This is a genomic window from Kitasatospora sp. NPDC059408, assembly GCF_042751525.1.
Classification (GTDB): domain Bacteria; phylum Actinomycetota; class Actinomycetes; order Streptomycetales; family Streptomycetaceae; genus Kitasatospora.
In genome coordinates this window covers 66,697-81,130 of sequence record NZ_JBHYWI010000040.1, presented here as the reverse complement: position 1 = coordinate 81,130, position 14,434 = coordinate 66,697, and the positions used below count along the sequence as shown (strand labels likewise).

Annotated in this window: 14 protein-coding genes; 9 read left to right on the top strand and 5 right to left on the bottom strand. The window is 73.9% G+C overall.

The genetic code is table 11. The features are described 5' to 3' along the window. Positions 1-62: 62 nt before the first annotated feature. The 3 genes from ACFXDE_RS25485 to ACFXDE_RS25475 all read right to left on the bottom strand — a co-directional run bounded on the left by ACFXDE_RS25485 (position 63) and on the right by ACFXDE_RS25475 (position 2,369). The gene (locus ACFXDE_RS25485; protein ID WP_380445920.1) at positions 63-686 is read right to left on the bottom strand and encodes an LURP-one-related/scramblase family protein; all 624 of its coding nucleotides are present in this window, start codon (positions 684-686) and stop codon (positions 63-65) included. A 177-nt stretch (positions 687-863) separates the two neighbouring features. Then, complete coding sequence (locus ACFXDE_RS25480; protein WP_380445921.1) at positions 864-1,577, bottom strand: phosphonatase-like hydrolase; 714 nt, start codon at positions 1,575-1,577, stop codon at positions 864-866. 6 nt (positions 1,578-1,583) lie between these two features. Then, a complete protein-coding gene (locus tag ACFXDE_RS25475) occupies positions 1,584-2,369 on the bottom strand; it encodes a GntR family transcriptional regulator (protein WP_380445922.1) in 786 nt (261 codons plus the stop codon). A 162-nt stretch (positions 2,370-2,531) separates the two neighbouring features. Here ACFXDE_RS25475 and ACFXDE_RS25470 point away from each other — a divergent pair, with 162 nt between their 5' ends. Next, on the top strand, positions 2,532-3,716 hold the full coding sequence (locus ACFXDE_RS25470) for a TIGR03364 family FAD-dependent oxidoreductase (protein WP_380497069.1): 1,185 nt from the start codon (positions 2,532-2,534) through the stop codon (positions 3,714-3,716). 119 nt (positions 3,717-3,835) lie between these two features. After that, the gene (locus tag ACFXDE_RS25465; RefSeq protein ID WP_380445924.1) at positions 3,836-4,222 is read left to right on the top strand and encodes a hypothetical protein; all 387 of its coding nucleotides are present in this window, start codon (positions 3,836-3,838) and stop codon (positions 4,220-4,222) included. A gap of 46 nt (positions 4,223-4,268) precedes the next feature. Here the strand turns inward: ACFXDE_RS25465 and ACFXDE_RS25460 are convergent, their stop codons facing one another. Both ACFXDE_RS25460 and ACFXDE_RS25455 read right to left on the bottom strand, forming a co-directional pair. Further along, entirely contained in the window at positions 4,269-6,341 is a 2,073-nt protein-coding gene (locus tag ACFXDE_RS25460; RefSeq protein ID WP_380497068.1) for an alkaline phosphatase family protein, read from the bottom strand. Positions 6,342-6,514: 173 nt separating this feature from the next. Then, a complete protein-coding gene (locus ACFXDE_RS25455; RefSeq protein WP_380497067.1) occupies positions 6,515-6,760 on the bottom strand; it encodes a hypothetical protein in 246 nt (81 codons plus the stop codon). A 544-nt stretch (positions 6,761-7,304) separates the two neighbouring features. Here ACFXDE_RS25455 and ACFXDE_RS25450 point away from each other — a divergent pair. The 7 genes from ACFXDE_RS25450 to ACFXDE_RS25420 all read left to right on the top strand — a co-directional run bounded on the left by ACFXDE_RS25450 (position 7,305) and on the right by ACFXDE_RS25420 (position 14,329). After that, positions 7,305-7,418 carry a lasso RiPP family leader peptide-containing protein gene (locus tag ACFXDE_RS25450; RefSeq protein WP_380497066.1) on the top strand — a complete coding sequence of 38 codons (114 nt, stop codon included), beginning with the start codon at positions 7,305-7,307 and terminating at the stop codon, positions 7,416-7,418. Between the two features lie 11 nt (positions 7,419-7,429). Continuing rightward, complete coding sequence (locus ACFXDE_RS25445; RefSeq protein ID WP_380497065.1) at positions 7,430-9,301, top strand: asparagine synthase-related protein; 1,872 nt, start codon at positions 7,430-7,432, stop codon at positions 9,299-9,301. After that, entirely contained in the window at positions 9,274-9,531 is a 258-nt protein-coding gene (locus tag ACFXDE_RS25440; RefSeq protein ID WP_380497064.1) for a lasso peptide biosynthesis PqqD family chaperone, read from the top strand. Before ACFXDE_RS25445 ends, ACFXDE_RS25440 begins: the two co-directional genes overlap by 28 nt. After that, positions 9,528-9,944, top strand: a complete 417-nt coding sequence (locus tag ACFXDE_RS25435) for a lasso peptide biosynthesis B2 protein (protein WP_380497063.1) — start codon at positions 9,528-9,530, stop codon at positions 9,942-9,944. Before ACFXDE_RS25440 ends, ACFXDE_RS25435 begins: the two co-directional genes overlap by 4 nt. A 204-nt stretch (positions 9,945-10,148) precedes the next feature. Beyond that, complete coding sequence (gene asnB, locus ACFXDE_RS25430; protein ID WP_380445927.1) at positions 10,149-12,020, top strand: asparagine synthase (glutamine-hydrolyzing); 1,872 nt, start codon at positions 10,149-10,151, stop codon at positions 12,018-12,020. A 15-nt stretch (positions 12,021-12,035) separates the two neighbouring features. Then, a complete protein-coding gene (glnT, locus tag ACFXDE_RS25425) occupies positions 12,036-13,427 on the top strand; it encodes a type III glutamate--ammonia ligase (protein WP_380497062.1) in 1,392 nt (463 codons plus the stop codon). A gap of 137 nt (positions 13,428-13,564) precedes the next feature. Continuing rightward, a complete protein-coding gene (locus tag ACFXDE_RS25420) occupies positions 13,565-14,329 on the top strand; it encodes a hemerythrin domain-containing protein (RefSeq protein ID WP_380497061.1) in 765 nt (254 codons plus the stop codon). The last annotated feature ends 105 nt before the right edge of the window (positions 14,330-14,434 follow it).

The following is a 14,434-nucleotide window of genomic DNA, read 5'->3' as shown; positions in this document are numbered from 1 at the left end:
CGGTCGGGACGGCCCCTGCGGGGGTGCGTCGCCCGGGCGCTCACGGCCCGGGCGGTGGGGACTCAGTCGTCCAGGACCATCGCCTCGGCGCAGGCGGCGATGGTGAGGATGAGGGCGTCGTCCTGGCCGGGGACGATCTTGACCGAGTAGTGCTCGCTCAGCAGCGACCACTCGCGGGAGATGTGCGCGATCTCCTGCTCGCCGTAGGTGATGGCGTACTGGTGGTCGGTGATGTTGCCGGTGACGTGGATCTCCGCGCCGTTCTCGAAGGTCACCGTGAACTTGTAGACCAGCGGCGAGAAGAGCGCCTTCTTCACCGTCGCGATGGTCTGCTCGCCGCGCTTGATGTAGCGGATGTCGCGCAGCGTCATGATCTTCTCGGAGATCCGGTAGAGCTCGTTGCCCTCGGAGTCCTGCATCGCGATCGCGCCGCTGAAGCTGAACATCTTCTCGTCGACCTGGAAGGCGCGCTCGCCGCCGCGCTTGATCCAGAAGTCGTGGGTGGGCGAGAAGAACTTCTCGTCGATGTCGTAGACGACGCCCTCGGGCACCGGCTGGTGGCCGTTCATGAGCTTCTGCCCGAGGTCCATCAGGAAGTTGTCGTGGTGCTCGCCCTGGCCCTGGCGCTGCTCGTCACCGAACAGCTCCTGCGCGATGCCGAGCAGGCCGCCGAACTCGTTGCTCATGTGTGTTTCGTCCCCATCTGATGGTGCGTTGGCGGGCACGATCCTAGGGACGGGAAACGGGCGCGGGACAGCTTTCCGGGCCTCTGTTGCACAATCCGCACAGAACGTGCGAACGGCTGTAGCGGAGGAGAAATCCCTGGTCGGAGGGGGTGTGTGCGAACGGCCCTTGGTGCGGCGTCAGACGGCGGGGAGGTCCGCGGGACGGGCCTGCGGAAGGGTTTCCGGGAGGGTCGGCAGCTCGGCGGCGCTGGCGAGGACGCGGGCGTGCGGGTGGCCGGCGAAGGCGGCGCGCGGGAGCTCGCCGGTGAGGACCCCGACGACGACCCCGGCCCCGGCGTTGGTGCCCGCCTCGACGTCGACGATGGTGTCGCCGGCGGCCAGGACGCGGCGGGTGTCGATGACGCCGGTCTTCTCCATCGCCCGGTGGATCATGTGCGGGGCCGGGCGGCCGCGCGGGACCTCGTCCGAGGTGACGACGGCGTCCAGGTTGCCGCCCTCGCCGGCGGACCAGCCGAGCGACTCCAGCAGCGGGTAGGCCACGTCGGCGCTGAAGCCGGTGGTCAGGGCGACCTTGATGCCGCGGCGGCGCAGCTCGGCGAGCGCCTCCTCGACGCCCTCGATGGCCTGCGGCGGCGTGGCCCGGTAGGCCTCGCGCAGGAACGCGGCGAAGGCCTCGTAGCCCTCCTCGACGAGTTCCGGCGTGGGGGTGCCGCCGCCGAGGCGGACCAGGGCGGCGATGGCCTCGCGCTTGTCGGTGCCCATCCAGGTCTGCAGGTCCTCGTCGGAGACCGGCACGCCGGTGCGCTCGACGGCGGTGCGCAGCGCCCGGTACACGGCGCCCGACTCGTTGACGGTGGTGCCGGCCATGTCCAGAGCGGCGAGCTCGATCACGGTGAATCAGTCCTCTTCGGTGCGGTAGCGGCCGATGGTGGTGCGGCCTTCGACGGTGTTCTCGATGGTGAAGGTGGCCATGGCGGGGAGGTAGCGGTCGTCGGCGTCCTCCAGCGGCTCGCCCCGGCTCGACGTGGTCAGCCGGCGCACGCGCAGCAGCGGGTCGCCGATGCCGATGTCCAGGTGCTCGGCGTCCTCGGGGGAGGCCGCGACGGCGTCGATGGTGTGCCGGGCGTGGTGGAGGTCGACCTCGCGGCGCAGCAGCTCCTCGTAGATGGAGCCGGTGTCCGGGTCGAAGTCGAACAGGGCGCGGCCGACCTCGTGGACGAAGGTCGAGCGTTCCAGCATGGCCGGGACGCCGTCCAGCAGCCGCAGCCGGACGAGCTCGACGACCGGCGCGCCCTCGGCGATGCCGAGCCGGGCCGCCGAGTCGGGGGAGGCCCGGCGGCGGGCCACCTCGATCGTCGTCTGCCCGGGCTCGCGGCCGATGCCGCGGGCCCACTGGGTGAACGACAGGAAGGTGGCGAAGGGCTGGGAGGGGGCCGCGCGTCGGGCGACCGGCGGCTTGCCCCGGCCGCCGACCAGGCTGCCCTCGCGGCGCAGCAGGGCCAGGGCCTGGCGCACCGGGCCCCGGGAGGTGCCGAACTCGGCGCACAGCTGCGACTCGCTGGGCACCGGGCGGCCCTCGGGCCACTCGCCGGAGTCGATGCGGCGCTGGAACTCGACGCCGAGCCGCTGGTGCAGCGGGACGTCCTCGGGAGCCCGGTCCAGCGGACGGTCACTTGTCTTCACAAGACGACTATGACACTTCCGGGCGTGGCTTCTCAAGGCCGTTCCACCTGGCGGTTTCCCCGGGTGGCCCGGTGTTCCCGGTGATCGTCGAGCAGGTGAACAGAGGGTAACTTGTACAGACATCTCTTGACGTAGGCGTCGGCGAACCCGGAACCTGGGGCCATGAGCAGCACTGCACCCGCCACCGCCCCCGCCGTCACCCGCTCGCCCGCGCCCGGGCGCAGCGACCTCGTGATCGTCGGCGCCGGCATCGTCGGCCTCGCCCACGCCTTCGAGGCGCTCGCCAACGGGCTCTCCGTCACCGTCGTCGAGCGCGACCGGCAGCCCGTCGGCGCTTCGGTCCGCAACTTCGGCCACTGCTGCATCAGCGCCCAGGAGGGCGACCTGCTCGGCCTCGCCCGGCGCTCCCGGGCCGGCTGGCTGCGCGCCGCGCAGGCCGCCGGGTTCTGGGCCGCCGAGGCCGGCGCCCTCGTGGTCGCCCGCTCGGCCACCGAGGCGGCCGTGCTGGAGGAACTGCACGCCGAGCGCGGCGGCCGGGGCGTCGTGCTGCGCACCGCCGCCGAGACGGCGCAGGCGCTCGGGCGGGCGCCCGGCGCGGCCGGGGACCTCGTGGGCGGCGCGTTCCTGCCCGACGACCTGCGGGTCAACCCGCGCGAGGCGACGCCCGCGCTCGCCCGCTGGATCGAGCGGCAGCCCGGCGCCCGCATCCTGTGGGGCACCGCCGTCACCGGCGTCGAGTCCGGCACGGTGCACACCACGCGCGGCCCGGTCCACGGCGAGCGGATCCTGGTGTGCGTCGGCCACGACGTGGACTACCTGTTCCCGGACCTCGCCGAGGAGCACGAGGTCCGGCGCTGCCGGCTGACGATGGCGCGGGCCGTCGCCCCGGAGGGGTTCCGCACCGACTCGGCGGTGCTGACCGCCACCTCGATGCTGCGCTACGACGCGTTCACCGCCCAGCCGTCCGCGGCCCGGCTGCGCGAGGAGGTCGTCGGCCACAGCCCGGAGCTGCTGGGGATCGGCGCCAACGTGATGTTCACGCGGCTGCCCGACGGCTCGGTGCTCGTCGGCGACTCGCACCACTACGACGCCACCACGCCGCCGTTCATCGACGAGCACACCTTCGAGCTGCTGACCGGCGCGGTCGCCGGCGTCCTCGGGGTCGAGCGGCTGCGGGTCCTGGAGCGCTGGCAGGGCGTCTACGCCAGCAGCGACCGCGGCCCGCTGCTGGTGCGCGACCTCGCGCCGGGCGTACGGGTGCTGTCCGTCACCTCGGGCATCGGCATGACGCTCTCCTTCGGCCTCGCCGCCGCGACCTTCGACGGCACGCTCGCCGCCACGGGCTGACCCGAGGCCCGCGCCGCAGGACTTGTCAGGACAGGTCCTGCGGCGCTTTTTTGGTGCTGCCCGGTCATGGTGCCGTCCGATCCCTGGTGCGGCCCGGGGACCGGCGTCACAATGCGGGCATGCGGAGATGGTTCGCGGTCGTGATGGCCGAACTGGCGGGGCTGGCCGCGGTGGTGGCGTGCGGCGGGCCGGGTGCGGCACCGGCGCCGCCCCCGGCCGAACTGCCGACGACGCCGCCCGGCGGCGTCTTTCAGGACTGTGTCCTGAGCATCACGCCCTGGCTCCAGATGGCCGTCGACGGGGGCAAGGACCTGGGCGACTACCAGGAGATGGGGCTGTCCAACGCCCAGGGCAGCGCGCTCCGGGAGCTCCAGCGGCAGGCGGCCGCGCTGCGGGCGCAGGGGCCGCTGCCGTCCGGCTGGGTGGCGACGGAGGTCCGGCGGGCCTGCGAGTCGATCGTCGCGGCCAGGGCCACCGAGACGTCGCGGCCGCCCGGCTGGCCGTGACGCGCGCGGGTGCGGGGCCCGGCGGCGCGGGCCCCGCACGGTGGCGTCAGGAGACCGTGACGTCGTCGACGTAGGTGTACGTCGGGTCGCCGGCGGCGCCGTCGTCCTGGTTGGTGAGCGTCAGGGTGTAGCTGTGGCCGGCCGTGACCGGGGTCGTGGCGTTCTGCCAACCCAGGCCGCTGGTACAGGTGTTGGCCAGCACGGTGGTGCTCGTGCCGGTGGTGACGTCCTGCAGCGTGGCGTTCGCCCAGTCGTAGTCGACGGTGTCCGGGCAGGTCACGTCGTACCAGAAGGAGAGCGTGGAGCTGCCGGCCGGCGCGGTGAAGGTCTGGGCGGCGGTGGACGCGGCGCTCGGGCTCGTGGAGCCGAGCACCGCGCCGTAGCCGCCGGTGCGGGCGGCGGCCGGGGTGACGGCGGCGGAGCCGGCCGTCGTCCAGCCCGAGAGGTCCCCGGTCTCGAACCCGCCGTTGGTGAGGGCGGGGGCGGGCGCGGGGCTCCCGGTGCCGGTGAACACCTCGTCGTACGGGGTGGCCCAGGCGTCGTTGTTCGTCATCGCCGGCAGGCCGAGCGCGTCCCGGACCACCCGGGCGGTGCTGTAGTGGTCGTAGCGGTTCGTCGCCCGGTAGCCCGCCTTGACGGTGTTCTGCGAGCCGACGGCGACCGTCATCACCTGGTTCGTCTGGCCGGGGCCGAAGCCGCCGGGCGACGACTTGCCGTCCTCGTCGACGGTGACGATCAGCAGCGAGCGGTCGTTCTTCCAGGCCGGCGAGTCGAAGATGAGCGGCAGGTTGTTCTTCAGCCAGGTGTCGCCGGAGGAGATCGAGCAGAACTCGAAGTCGCTGCACGCCCCGGCCGCGAACCAGGTGAAGTTCGGGGTCGTCGACGCGGACTTCAGCGCGTTCGTGTAGTCGCTCCACGCGGGCCAGTGCGCCCGGCAGTAGGCGTTGTCGTTCCTCATCCGCGGGGCGTAGTAGAACGGCACGTCGTCGTTCTCGTAGTTGCCGCTGGAGGTGGTCTGGCAGGCGCTGGTCTGCCCGTAGACGCTCTCCGCCCAGGTCTTGCCGGCCTGGTCGAGCTTGTCGCCGAGGCCGTCGTTGGTGGCCGCGCAGGCCGCGCTGGTGATGCAGTTGCTGTTGTTGCCGCCGGGCGCCTTGGCGCTGCGCCCGTAGCTGTTGCCGAACGCGACCTGCTCGTAGTTCGGGTCCGAGTTGTGGGTGCCCGCGTGGTAGTCGGTGAGCAGCGAGCCCATGGGGATCAGCGTGTTGTTGATGTACGGCGCGTCGGTGGTGTTGCCGACGATGCCCGGGCTGCCGGTGGCGGTGTTGGACGCGGCCGAGTAGTTCGTGTTCTCCATCATGATCAGGAACACGTGGTCGTAGCCGGGCACGGCCGAGGCGGGGACGCTCAGCGTGCCGGGGGTGACGGCGGTGTCGAGGGTCAGCGACAGGTCGTCGGCCATGCCGTCGTTCTGGGTGCCCGTCATCGAGAAGTCGATGGTGACCTTGATCGAACGGGTGCCGGCGGGGAGGGCGCCGGTGGTGCTGCGCCGGACCATGCCGGTGGCGCTGCCGCGGTCGGCGGCCAGCACCGGGCCGATCGCCGAGCTGCCGAGGGAGGCGCCGGCGGCGTTCAGGTAGGTCGCGGTGGCCTTGGCGTTGTCGTCGTACGAGCCGACGCCGCCGAGCCAGCCGCTGAGCGTGGCGGACACCGAACCGCCGTCGACGGCGGTGGCGGCCGGGGACACGTCGACCGTCTGCGTCATCTGGGAGCTGCCGCGGGAGCCGCCCTGGAAGTAGGACGTGCCGCGGGTCGGCGAGCCGGGGGAGCCGGCGGCGGCGCCGGACGGCATGCCGTAGCAGTCGATGACCGGGTCGCCGGCGGTGATCCGCCAGCCGGGGAGGGTGGTCTCCTCCCAGCCGCCGGGGCTGCACTGGCCGGTCTCGGCGTTGCCGTTGAGCAGCAGGTTGGCGCTCGTGGTGGCGCTTGTGGTGGCCGTCGTGGTGGCCGCGCTCGCGCTCGGGGTGGCGAGCGCGGCCGGGACGGCGAGGGCGAGGGCGAGGCCCGCTGCCGTGAGGGCGGCGGGGAGGCGGGACGGTCGTGAGCCGGACACAGGAATCATGCGGGTGGACTCTCCGTGTGGGGTCGAGGGCCCCGGCGGCGCGGCCGGGCGTCCATACGATCCCGGTGGCTCGGCACACTTGTCTCTACAAGTTTCCTGACCGGCTCGTGAACAGTTGGCGACCGGATTCCCCGTGGCTGGATTCCCCGTGATCGGGGTGCCGGCGGCCCCGGTCAGCGCGCGGTGCGCCAGGTGGCTTCGAGACGGGTCGTCCCCTCGGCGGTGGTGACGGGGTGCCACTGGGCGCGCAATGCGGCCCGCCGCGCCGACGCGGACTCCTTGCCCATGGCCTGGAGGACGGTGCTGTCGAGCGGGCTCGCGGCCAGGCGCTCGACCGCCGCGGAGAGCGCGGCGCGCAGCCCGCGCCCCCGTCGGCCGGCGGCGGGGACCGCGGAGTGGAACGCAGCGATGACGGACATGCGGATCACCTCCGGAACGACCTGCGGACCTGCAGGTACCCGACAGCCTGCACCGGCGCAGCGGCCCGCGATCCGGGTTTGACGCCTTGCTGGCGCCGCCCTGATGCGTTGCTGACGCGGGGCGCGGGGAGCACTTGTGGGCCCGCCGGGCCAGGGGGGCCGTACCGACCGTGCGTGCGCCGGAGGTGGGTGCGTCGGGTGGTGCGCGCGTTCCGCGCCCCCGTTCGCTTCGGTGCGGCCGAATCCCGGCGTGGATCAGCGGCCGCGGCCGGGAACGGGAGCGGGAGCGGGTCCACGGTCCGTGCACGGAGGCCTGGAAGAGCCGGGACGGAAGGGACCCGGGGAATAGTCCCCCGGCACGTGCGATCACAGGCGTCGCAGCGCAGAAACGTTTCTTAGAAACCGGATCGTCACCCACCGTGACCATATTTCGGTCGAAGGGGTCGGAACCGGTTGCCCGGGGCCGTGCCGGGCCGGGAAAGTGGTCACCGCCGGCAAGCACTCCCGTCCAAGTCCCCGTGCAGTTGAACGAGAGGAAACCGTCATGTCCGACGTCTACGAGACCCCGATGCTGATCGAGCTCGGCGAGTTCGCCACCCTCACCCAGGGCTTCCTGATCGGCGACCTCTTCGACGGCCACGGCTTCTTCCTCATCTGAGGGGCCGTCCAGTGAGCGGTCACCGGCGGACCTGGTTCGTGGTCCTGCCGGACAACGAAGCCGCGTCCGCGGTGGCCGCGGGGCAGGGCACGGCCGAGCGCCGTGCCCTGCTCCACCCCGGCGGACGCCCCTGGATCATCGGCGCGTGGCCGGCCGGCGAGGAGCCGGTGGTCGCGCAGGCCGGGCCGGTGGGCCTGGCGGTGTTCGGCGCCGCCGACACCGACGAGGAAGAGCTGCTCCGCAGCGCCGGGCGGATCCGCGACCCCTACGACGTGCTCGCCCTCGCGCGGGACCTCGCGGGCAGCTTCCACCTCCTCGCCACCGTGCACGGCACGGTCGTCGCCCGCGGCTCGCTGTCCGGGCTGCGCCGGCTGCACCTCGCCGAACTCGACGGCGTGCCCGTCCTGGCCGACCGGGCCGACACCCTCGCGGCGCTCACCCGCCGCACACCCTCCCTCGACCGGCTCGCCCTGCGGCTCGCCCACCCACTGCCGCACCCCCTCGACGGGCTGCCCCTGTGGCCCGGCGTCACCCCGGTGCCCCCGCATCACGCGGCGCTCCTCGCCCCCGACCGCCCCGCCCGCACGCTCGCCCACTGGCAGCCGCCCACCCCGGACCGGCCGCAGGCGGAAGCCGCGACCGCGCTCGGCGTCGCGCTGCGCCGGGCCGTCGGCGCCCGCACGCGCGCCGGCGGCCTCGTCGCCGCCGACCTGTCCGGCGGGCTCGACTCGACCCCGCTGTGCTTCCTCGCCGCCCGCGGCCCCGCCGAACTGCTCACCGTCACCCTCGGCTCGACCGACCCGCACCACGACGACGCCGCGTGGGCCGCCCGCGCCGCCCGCCACCTCCCCGGTGAGCGGCTCGTCCTGTCGCCCGACGGCCTGCCCGCGATGTTCGCCGCCGTCGACGCCCCCGGGCCGCAGGGCGACGAGCCGTTCCCCTGGACCCGCACCAGGGCCCGCGACGAGGCCGTCGCCCGGCTGCTCGCCGCGCGCGGCGCCCGGACCCGGATCAGCGGGGAGGGCGGCGACGAGGTCCTCCAGGTGCTGCCCTCCTACCTGCGCCTCCTCGCCGCTCGCCGACCAGCCACCGCCGCACGGCACTTGCGCGGCCACCGGGCCCGGCTGCGCTGGGGACTGCCGGCGGCGCTGCGTGCCCTCGCCGACCCCCGCCCGTACCCGGCGTGGCTCGCCCACGCCGCCGACCGGCTCACCCACCCCGGGCCGCCGACCACCCAACTCCTCGGCTGGGGGCCGGAAGTACGGCTCGCGCCCTGGATCACGCCGCACGCCGCCGACCTCGTCCGCGAGCAGCTGAGGGCGGTCCCCGCCGCCGACGCCGCACCGCTCGCGCCCGAACACGCGCAGCACCAGGTGCTGTCCATGGTCCGCCACAGCGCCTCCGCCATGCGCCAGCTGATCGAGGCCACCGCGGCCGAGGGCACGCCGTACACCGTGCCGTTCCTGGACGACCACGTGATCGACGCCTGCCTGGCCGCCGAACCCGCCCTGCGCGGAACGCCGTTCGGCTACAAGCCGCTGCTCACCGCGGCCGTCGCCCCCGACGTCCCGGAGGAGCTCCTGCGCCGGACCGGCAAGGGCGACTTCAGCCCCGACGCCCACCAGGGCCTGGCCCGCCACCGCCCCGAACTCGCCGCCCTCGCCGAGGACAGCGCGCTCGCCCGGGCCGGCCTCGTCGATCCGGAGGCCCTGCGCCGGGTGTGCCTCGGGCTCTACCCGCCCGGCACGTCGTACGCGGCGCTCGACGCCACACTCGCGTGCGAGCACTGGCTGCGCGCGCACGAGGCACCCGTTCCCGTTTCCCGACCTGTCATCGGATCCTCCAAGGAGTCGGCATGGCCGTCGAGTTGCGCCCCGATGTGACCCTCACCCCGACCGGGAGCGGCGCCGTCGTACTGGACGAGCGCTCCGGCCGCTACTTCCAGCTGAACCGCACCGGGCTGCACATCCTGCGGTCCCTGCTCGACGGGCGGACGGCGGAGGAGATCGCCACCGACCTCAGCGAGCGCTACCCCGTCACCGCCGCCCAGGTCCACACCGACATCGACGCGCTGCGGGACAGCCTGCGCACGGCCGGGCTGGTGAGCGGATGAGTTTGCACGCCTATGCGTCGCGCGCCGGCCGACCGCCGTGGCACCGGCGGCCGGTCGCGCTCGCGGCGATCGGGGCGGCCCGGCTGATCGAGCGGATGCCGCCGGCCCGGATCCGCCGCCTCCTGCTGCGGCTGCGCGGCGGCGCCCGCCCGGCCACCGCGGACGAGGCGCTGGCCGCCCGGCAGGCCGTGGTGGCGCTCAGCATGCGCTGCGCAGGCCAGGGCTGCCTCCAACGATCCATCGCCGCAGCGCTGTTGTGCCGATCCCGGGGCAGCTGGCCGACCTGGCGCACGGGCGTGCGCACCGAGCCGTTCCGCGCGCACGCCTGGATCGAGGCCGACGGCGCGCCGGTGGACGAGCCCGCCGAACTCGCCCACTTCCACCCGCTGATGACCGTGGCACCGCAGAACTGACCTACAGGCACCAGTATTTGACCTGACCGAAGGCCGTCCCACCCACTGGTGGGGCGGCCTTCGGCCATGTCGGCGCCGAGCCGCACCGCCCCCCGGCGTGCGTCTTCAGAACGTCTCGACCGCGCTCGGCCACCATGCCTGTCGTGGTGGCGAAACGGAGACCGGCCGGACGGCCGGGAGGCGTCGCCGGAAGGAGCGAGCGGAATGTGCGGGATCGCCGGATGGGTCGACTTCGAGCAGGACGCGGACACGCTGCGCACGGTGGTGCGGGCGATGACGGACAGCCTGGCCTGCCGCGGGCCCGACGGTGACGGGGTGTGGTTCGCCCCGCACGCGGGCTTCGGGCACACCCGCAACGCCGTCATCGACATCCCGGGCGGCGGGCAGCCGATGGCCGCCGAGGAGAACGGCCGGGCCGTCGTCGCCGTGACGTACAACGGCGAGATCTACAACTTCCGCGAGCTGCGTGCGGAACTGGAGGCCAAGGGGCACCGGTTCACGACCCGGTGCGACACCGAGGTGGTGCTCCGCGGCTACCTGGAGTGGGGCCCGGACTGCGGCACGCACTTCAACGGGATGTTCGCGTTCGGCATCTGGGACAGCGGCCGGGAGGAACTCTTCCTGATCCGCGACCAGATGGGCATCAAGCCCCTGCTGTACAAGCGGCTGCCGAACGGCATCGTCTTCGGCTCCGAGGCCAAGGCGCTGCTCGCCCACCCGGCCGTGGACGCCCGGGTGGACGCCGGCGGGCTGGCCGAACTGCTGGCGCAGACGAAGTCCCCCGGCGTGTCGATCTACGCCGGCGTCCAGGAGGTCCTGCCCGGCAGCGTGCTGCGCTTCAGCCGCAAGGGCTCGGCGCAGAGCACGTACTGGGCCCTGGAGGCCCGACCGCACACCGACGACCTGCCGACCACGGTCACCCGGGTGCGGGAGCAGCTGGAGGAGGTGGTGGCCCGGCAGCTGGTCGCGGACGTGCCGCGCGGCATGCTGCTCTCCGGCGGCCTCGACTCCAGCGTGCTGACCGCGCTCGCCGCCCGCTGGGCCAAGGAGAACGGCGAACCGCCGCTGCAGAGCTTCTCCCTCCTGCTCACCAGCGCGGAGGGCTTCCGGTCCGACGAGATGCGCGGCACCTCGGACGCGCCGTTCGCGCACGCGATGGCCAAGTACGCCGGGACGGTGCACCAGCAGATCACGCTGACCACCAAGGAGCTCGCCGACCCGGACGTGCGGCGGGCGTGCGTCGTGGCGCAGGACATGCCGTCGATGTTCGGCGACATGGACGCCTCGGCGTACCTGCTCTCCAAGGCGGTGCGCGAGCGGGCCACGATGGTGCTGTCCGGGGAGACCGCCGACGAGGTGTTCGGCGGATTCCCGTGGGTGCACAACGAGGACGTCGTCTACAGCGACACCTTCCCGTGGATGGGCATCATGCACGTCTACGACGCCGCCCACCCCGGCCTCGGGCTCGGCCTGCTCGACAAGGGCCTGCTGCAGAAGCTGGACCTGCGCGGCTACGTCGCCCAGCGCTACCGCGAGGCGCTCGCCGAAGTGCCGGTGCTGGCCGGCGAGTCGAAGCACGAGCGCCGGATGCGCGAGGTCATCCACCTGCACCTGACCCGCTGGCTCGGGGTGCTGCTGGACCGCAGCGACCGGCTCGGCATGGGGCCGGCCCTGGAGATGCGGGTGCCGTACTGCGACCACGAGTTCGTCCAGTACGTCTTCAACACCCCCTGGGCGATGAAGAACCACGACGGCCGGGAGAAGAGCCTGCTGCGCGCCGCCGCAGGGGACCTCCTGCCGCGCAAGGTCCTGGACCGGCAGAAGAGCCCCTACCCGGTCACCCAGGACGGCGCCTACCTCGGCGAGCTCTGCCGCCAACTGCGCGAGGTGCTCGCCGATCCGGCCGCGCCGGTGCTGCCGCTGATCGACGTCCCCGCCGCGCTGGCGGTCGCCGAGAACCCGGCGCGGGTGTCCGACCAGCCGGGCGTGTGGGCGTGGATCTGCCGGCTGGACGTGGAGATGGTGCTCAGCCTCAACACGTGGCTCGCCGAGTACCGCGTCACGCTGGACGTCTGACGGAGGGGTGATCTCGTGTCCACTCGTGTAGAAGCTCCGACGCACGCCCAGGCGCGGCCGCCGCGCTCCGCGGAGGAGTTCGTACGGGCCGTCGAACGGGACGGCATCGAGTTCGTGCTCGCCATGTTCGTCAACGTGGACGGCCGGCCGTGCTGCAAGCTGGTGCCGGCCGCGGCGGTGCCCCGGCTGCTCGCCGACGGGGTCGGGTTCGCGGGCCACGCGGTCGGGTCGATCGGGCAGTCGCCGGCCGACCCGGACGTGGTCGCCGTCCCGGACGTCACCAGTTACAGCGTGCTGCCGTGGCGGACCGGGCTCGCCGTCGTCCAGTGCGACCCGCACGTCAACGGCGCGCCCTGGCCCTACGCCCCCCGGGTGATCCTGCGCCGGGCGCTCGCCGAGCTCGCCGGGCGGGGCATGGTGCTCAAGGTCGGCGCCGAACCGGAGTACTTCCTGCTGCGGCGCACGGCCGACGGCGGCATCGCGGTCGCCGACCCGGAGGACACCGGACCCCGGCCCTGCTACGACGCCCGCGGCCTGGGCCGCTCGCTGGACCACGTGGCGGAGGTGAGCCGCGCCCTGGGCCGCCTCGGCTGGGGCAACTACTCCAACGACCACGAGGACGCCCACGGCCAGTTCGAGCACAACTTCGACTACGCCGACGCCCTGGTCACCGCCGACCGCGTGGTGCTCTTCCGGTACCTGGTGCAGATGCTGGCGCGGGACGCCGGGCTGATCGCCAGCTTCATGCCGAAGCCCTTCGGCCACCTGACCGGCAGTGGCCTGCACCTGCACCTGAGCCTGTGGGGCACCGGCGGCGAGGAGCTGTTCCTGGACGAGGGCGACGCCCGCGGCCTGGGCGTCTCGGCGCTCGGCTACGCGTTCATCGGCGGCGTCCTGGCGCACGCCCCGGGGGTGGTCGGTTTCACCTGCCCGACCGTCAACTCCTACAAGCGGCTCGGGGCCAGGGGTGACACGGCCTCCGGCTCCAGCTGGGCGCCGACCTACGCCACGTACGGCGGCAACAACCGCACCCAGCTGCTGCGGGTGCCGGCGCCGGGCCGGGTCGAGGCGCGCTGCGTCGACTCCTCGGCGAACCCCTACCTGGCGACGGCCGCGCTGCTGGCGGCCGGCCTGGACGGCGTCGACCGGTCGGTGGACCCGGGCCCGCCGAACGAGGCCGACCTGGAGGCGGCCGAGGCGCAGCCGTCGAGCGGTGCGCCGCTGCCCGCCACGCTCGCCGAGGCGGCCGAGGCCGTCCGCCGGGACGCGGTGCTGCGCGCGGCCTTCGGCAAGGCGGGGGAGGGTGAATTCGTGGACTTCTACGCGCGGTCGAAGCACGAGGAGTTCGCCGAGTACCACCGGGCGGTCGGCGGGTGGGAGGTCGACCGCTACCTCACCACCCTCTGACACCGCAGTGCCTCTGCACCGAAGTGCACCACCGGGCGCGCCCGGTCGCCGCGGGTTGCCGCGGAGGCCGGGCGCGCTCCGCTAGTGTCGCCCTCGCTCGTCCCCATCTGCGGTACCCGATAAGGGAGTTCACCGGTATGAGTACCGAATTCCAGCTCGACGACCAGGGCCGGATCACCGCCGCCACGTCCTTCCTGCTGGTCCACCACGCCCTGCGGCGGGACGCCGAACGCCTCCCGCGGGCGCTCGCCGCGCTCGACCCGCGGGACACCGCGCAGGCGGCCCTGCTGGACGACCGCTGGCGGCTGTTCGAGTGGGTGCTGGCCGACCACAGCGAGAACGAGGACGCCAGCCTCTTCCCGCTCGCCCTCTCGCGCGCCCCGGAGCTGGCCGAGCCGCTCGACGGCATCGAGCGGGAGCACGAGGAACTGGACGCGCGGCTCAGGGAGATCGGCCGGCTGATGGCCGACCTGACGACGCCCGAGGCCGTCGCCACGGCGCGGGCCGCCACCGAGCGGCTCGCCGGGCTGCTGGGCCGGCACCTGGACCGGGAGGAGAAGCACATCGTGCCGGTGCTGGTGGACCGGATCCGCCCCGAGGAACTGGCCGGCGGCCAGGGCAAGGGCGGTCCCGGCGCCGGTCCTGGCGCCGGTCCTGGCGCCGGTCCGGGCAAGGGCGGCCCCGGTGGTGGCCCGGGCCGAGCCGGGCAGGGGGGCCCCGGGGCGGGTGAGCCGCCGCGGTGGCTCGTCTCGACCTGGACCGAGGAGGACGTGGACCCGGTGGTGGTGGACGCGCTGATCGCCGCGCTGCCGCCGGCGTTCGCGGAGCAGATGGCCGGGGCGCTGCCCGGCTGGCGGGAGCAGTACCGCGACCTCAACGCCCGGGTCTGGGCGCAGATCTGACGTGAACCCACACCGAGGTGGCGCCGGCTCGGGGGTCCCGGGGGCCCGCGGCGCCCGCCCGCGCGGTGAGGGGGGCCGCGCCCGCGCCCCCCCCGCCCAAACCCC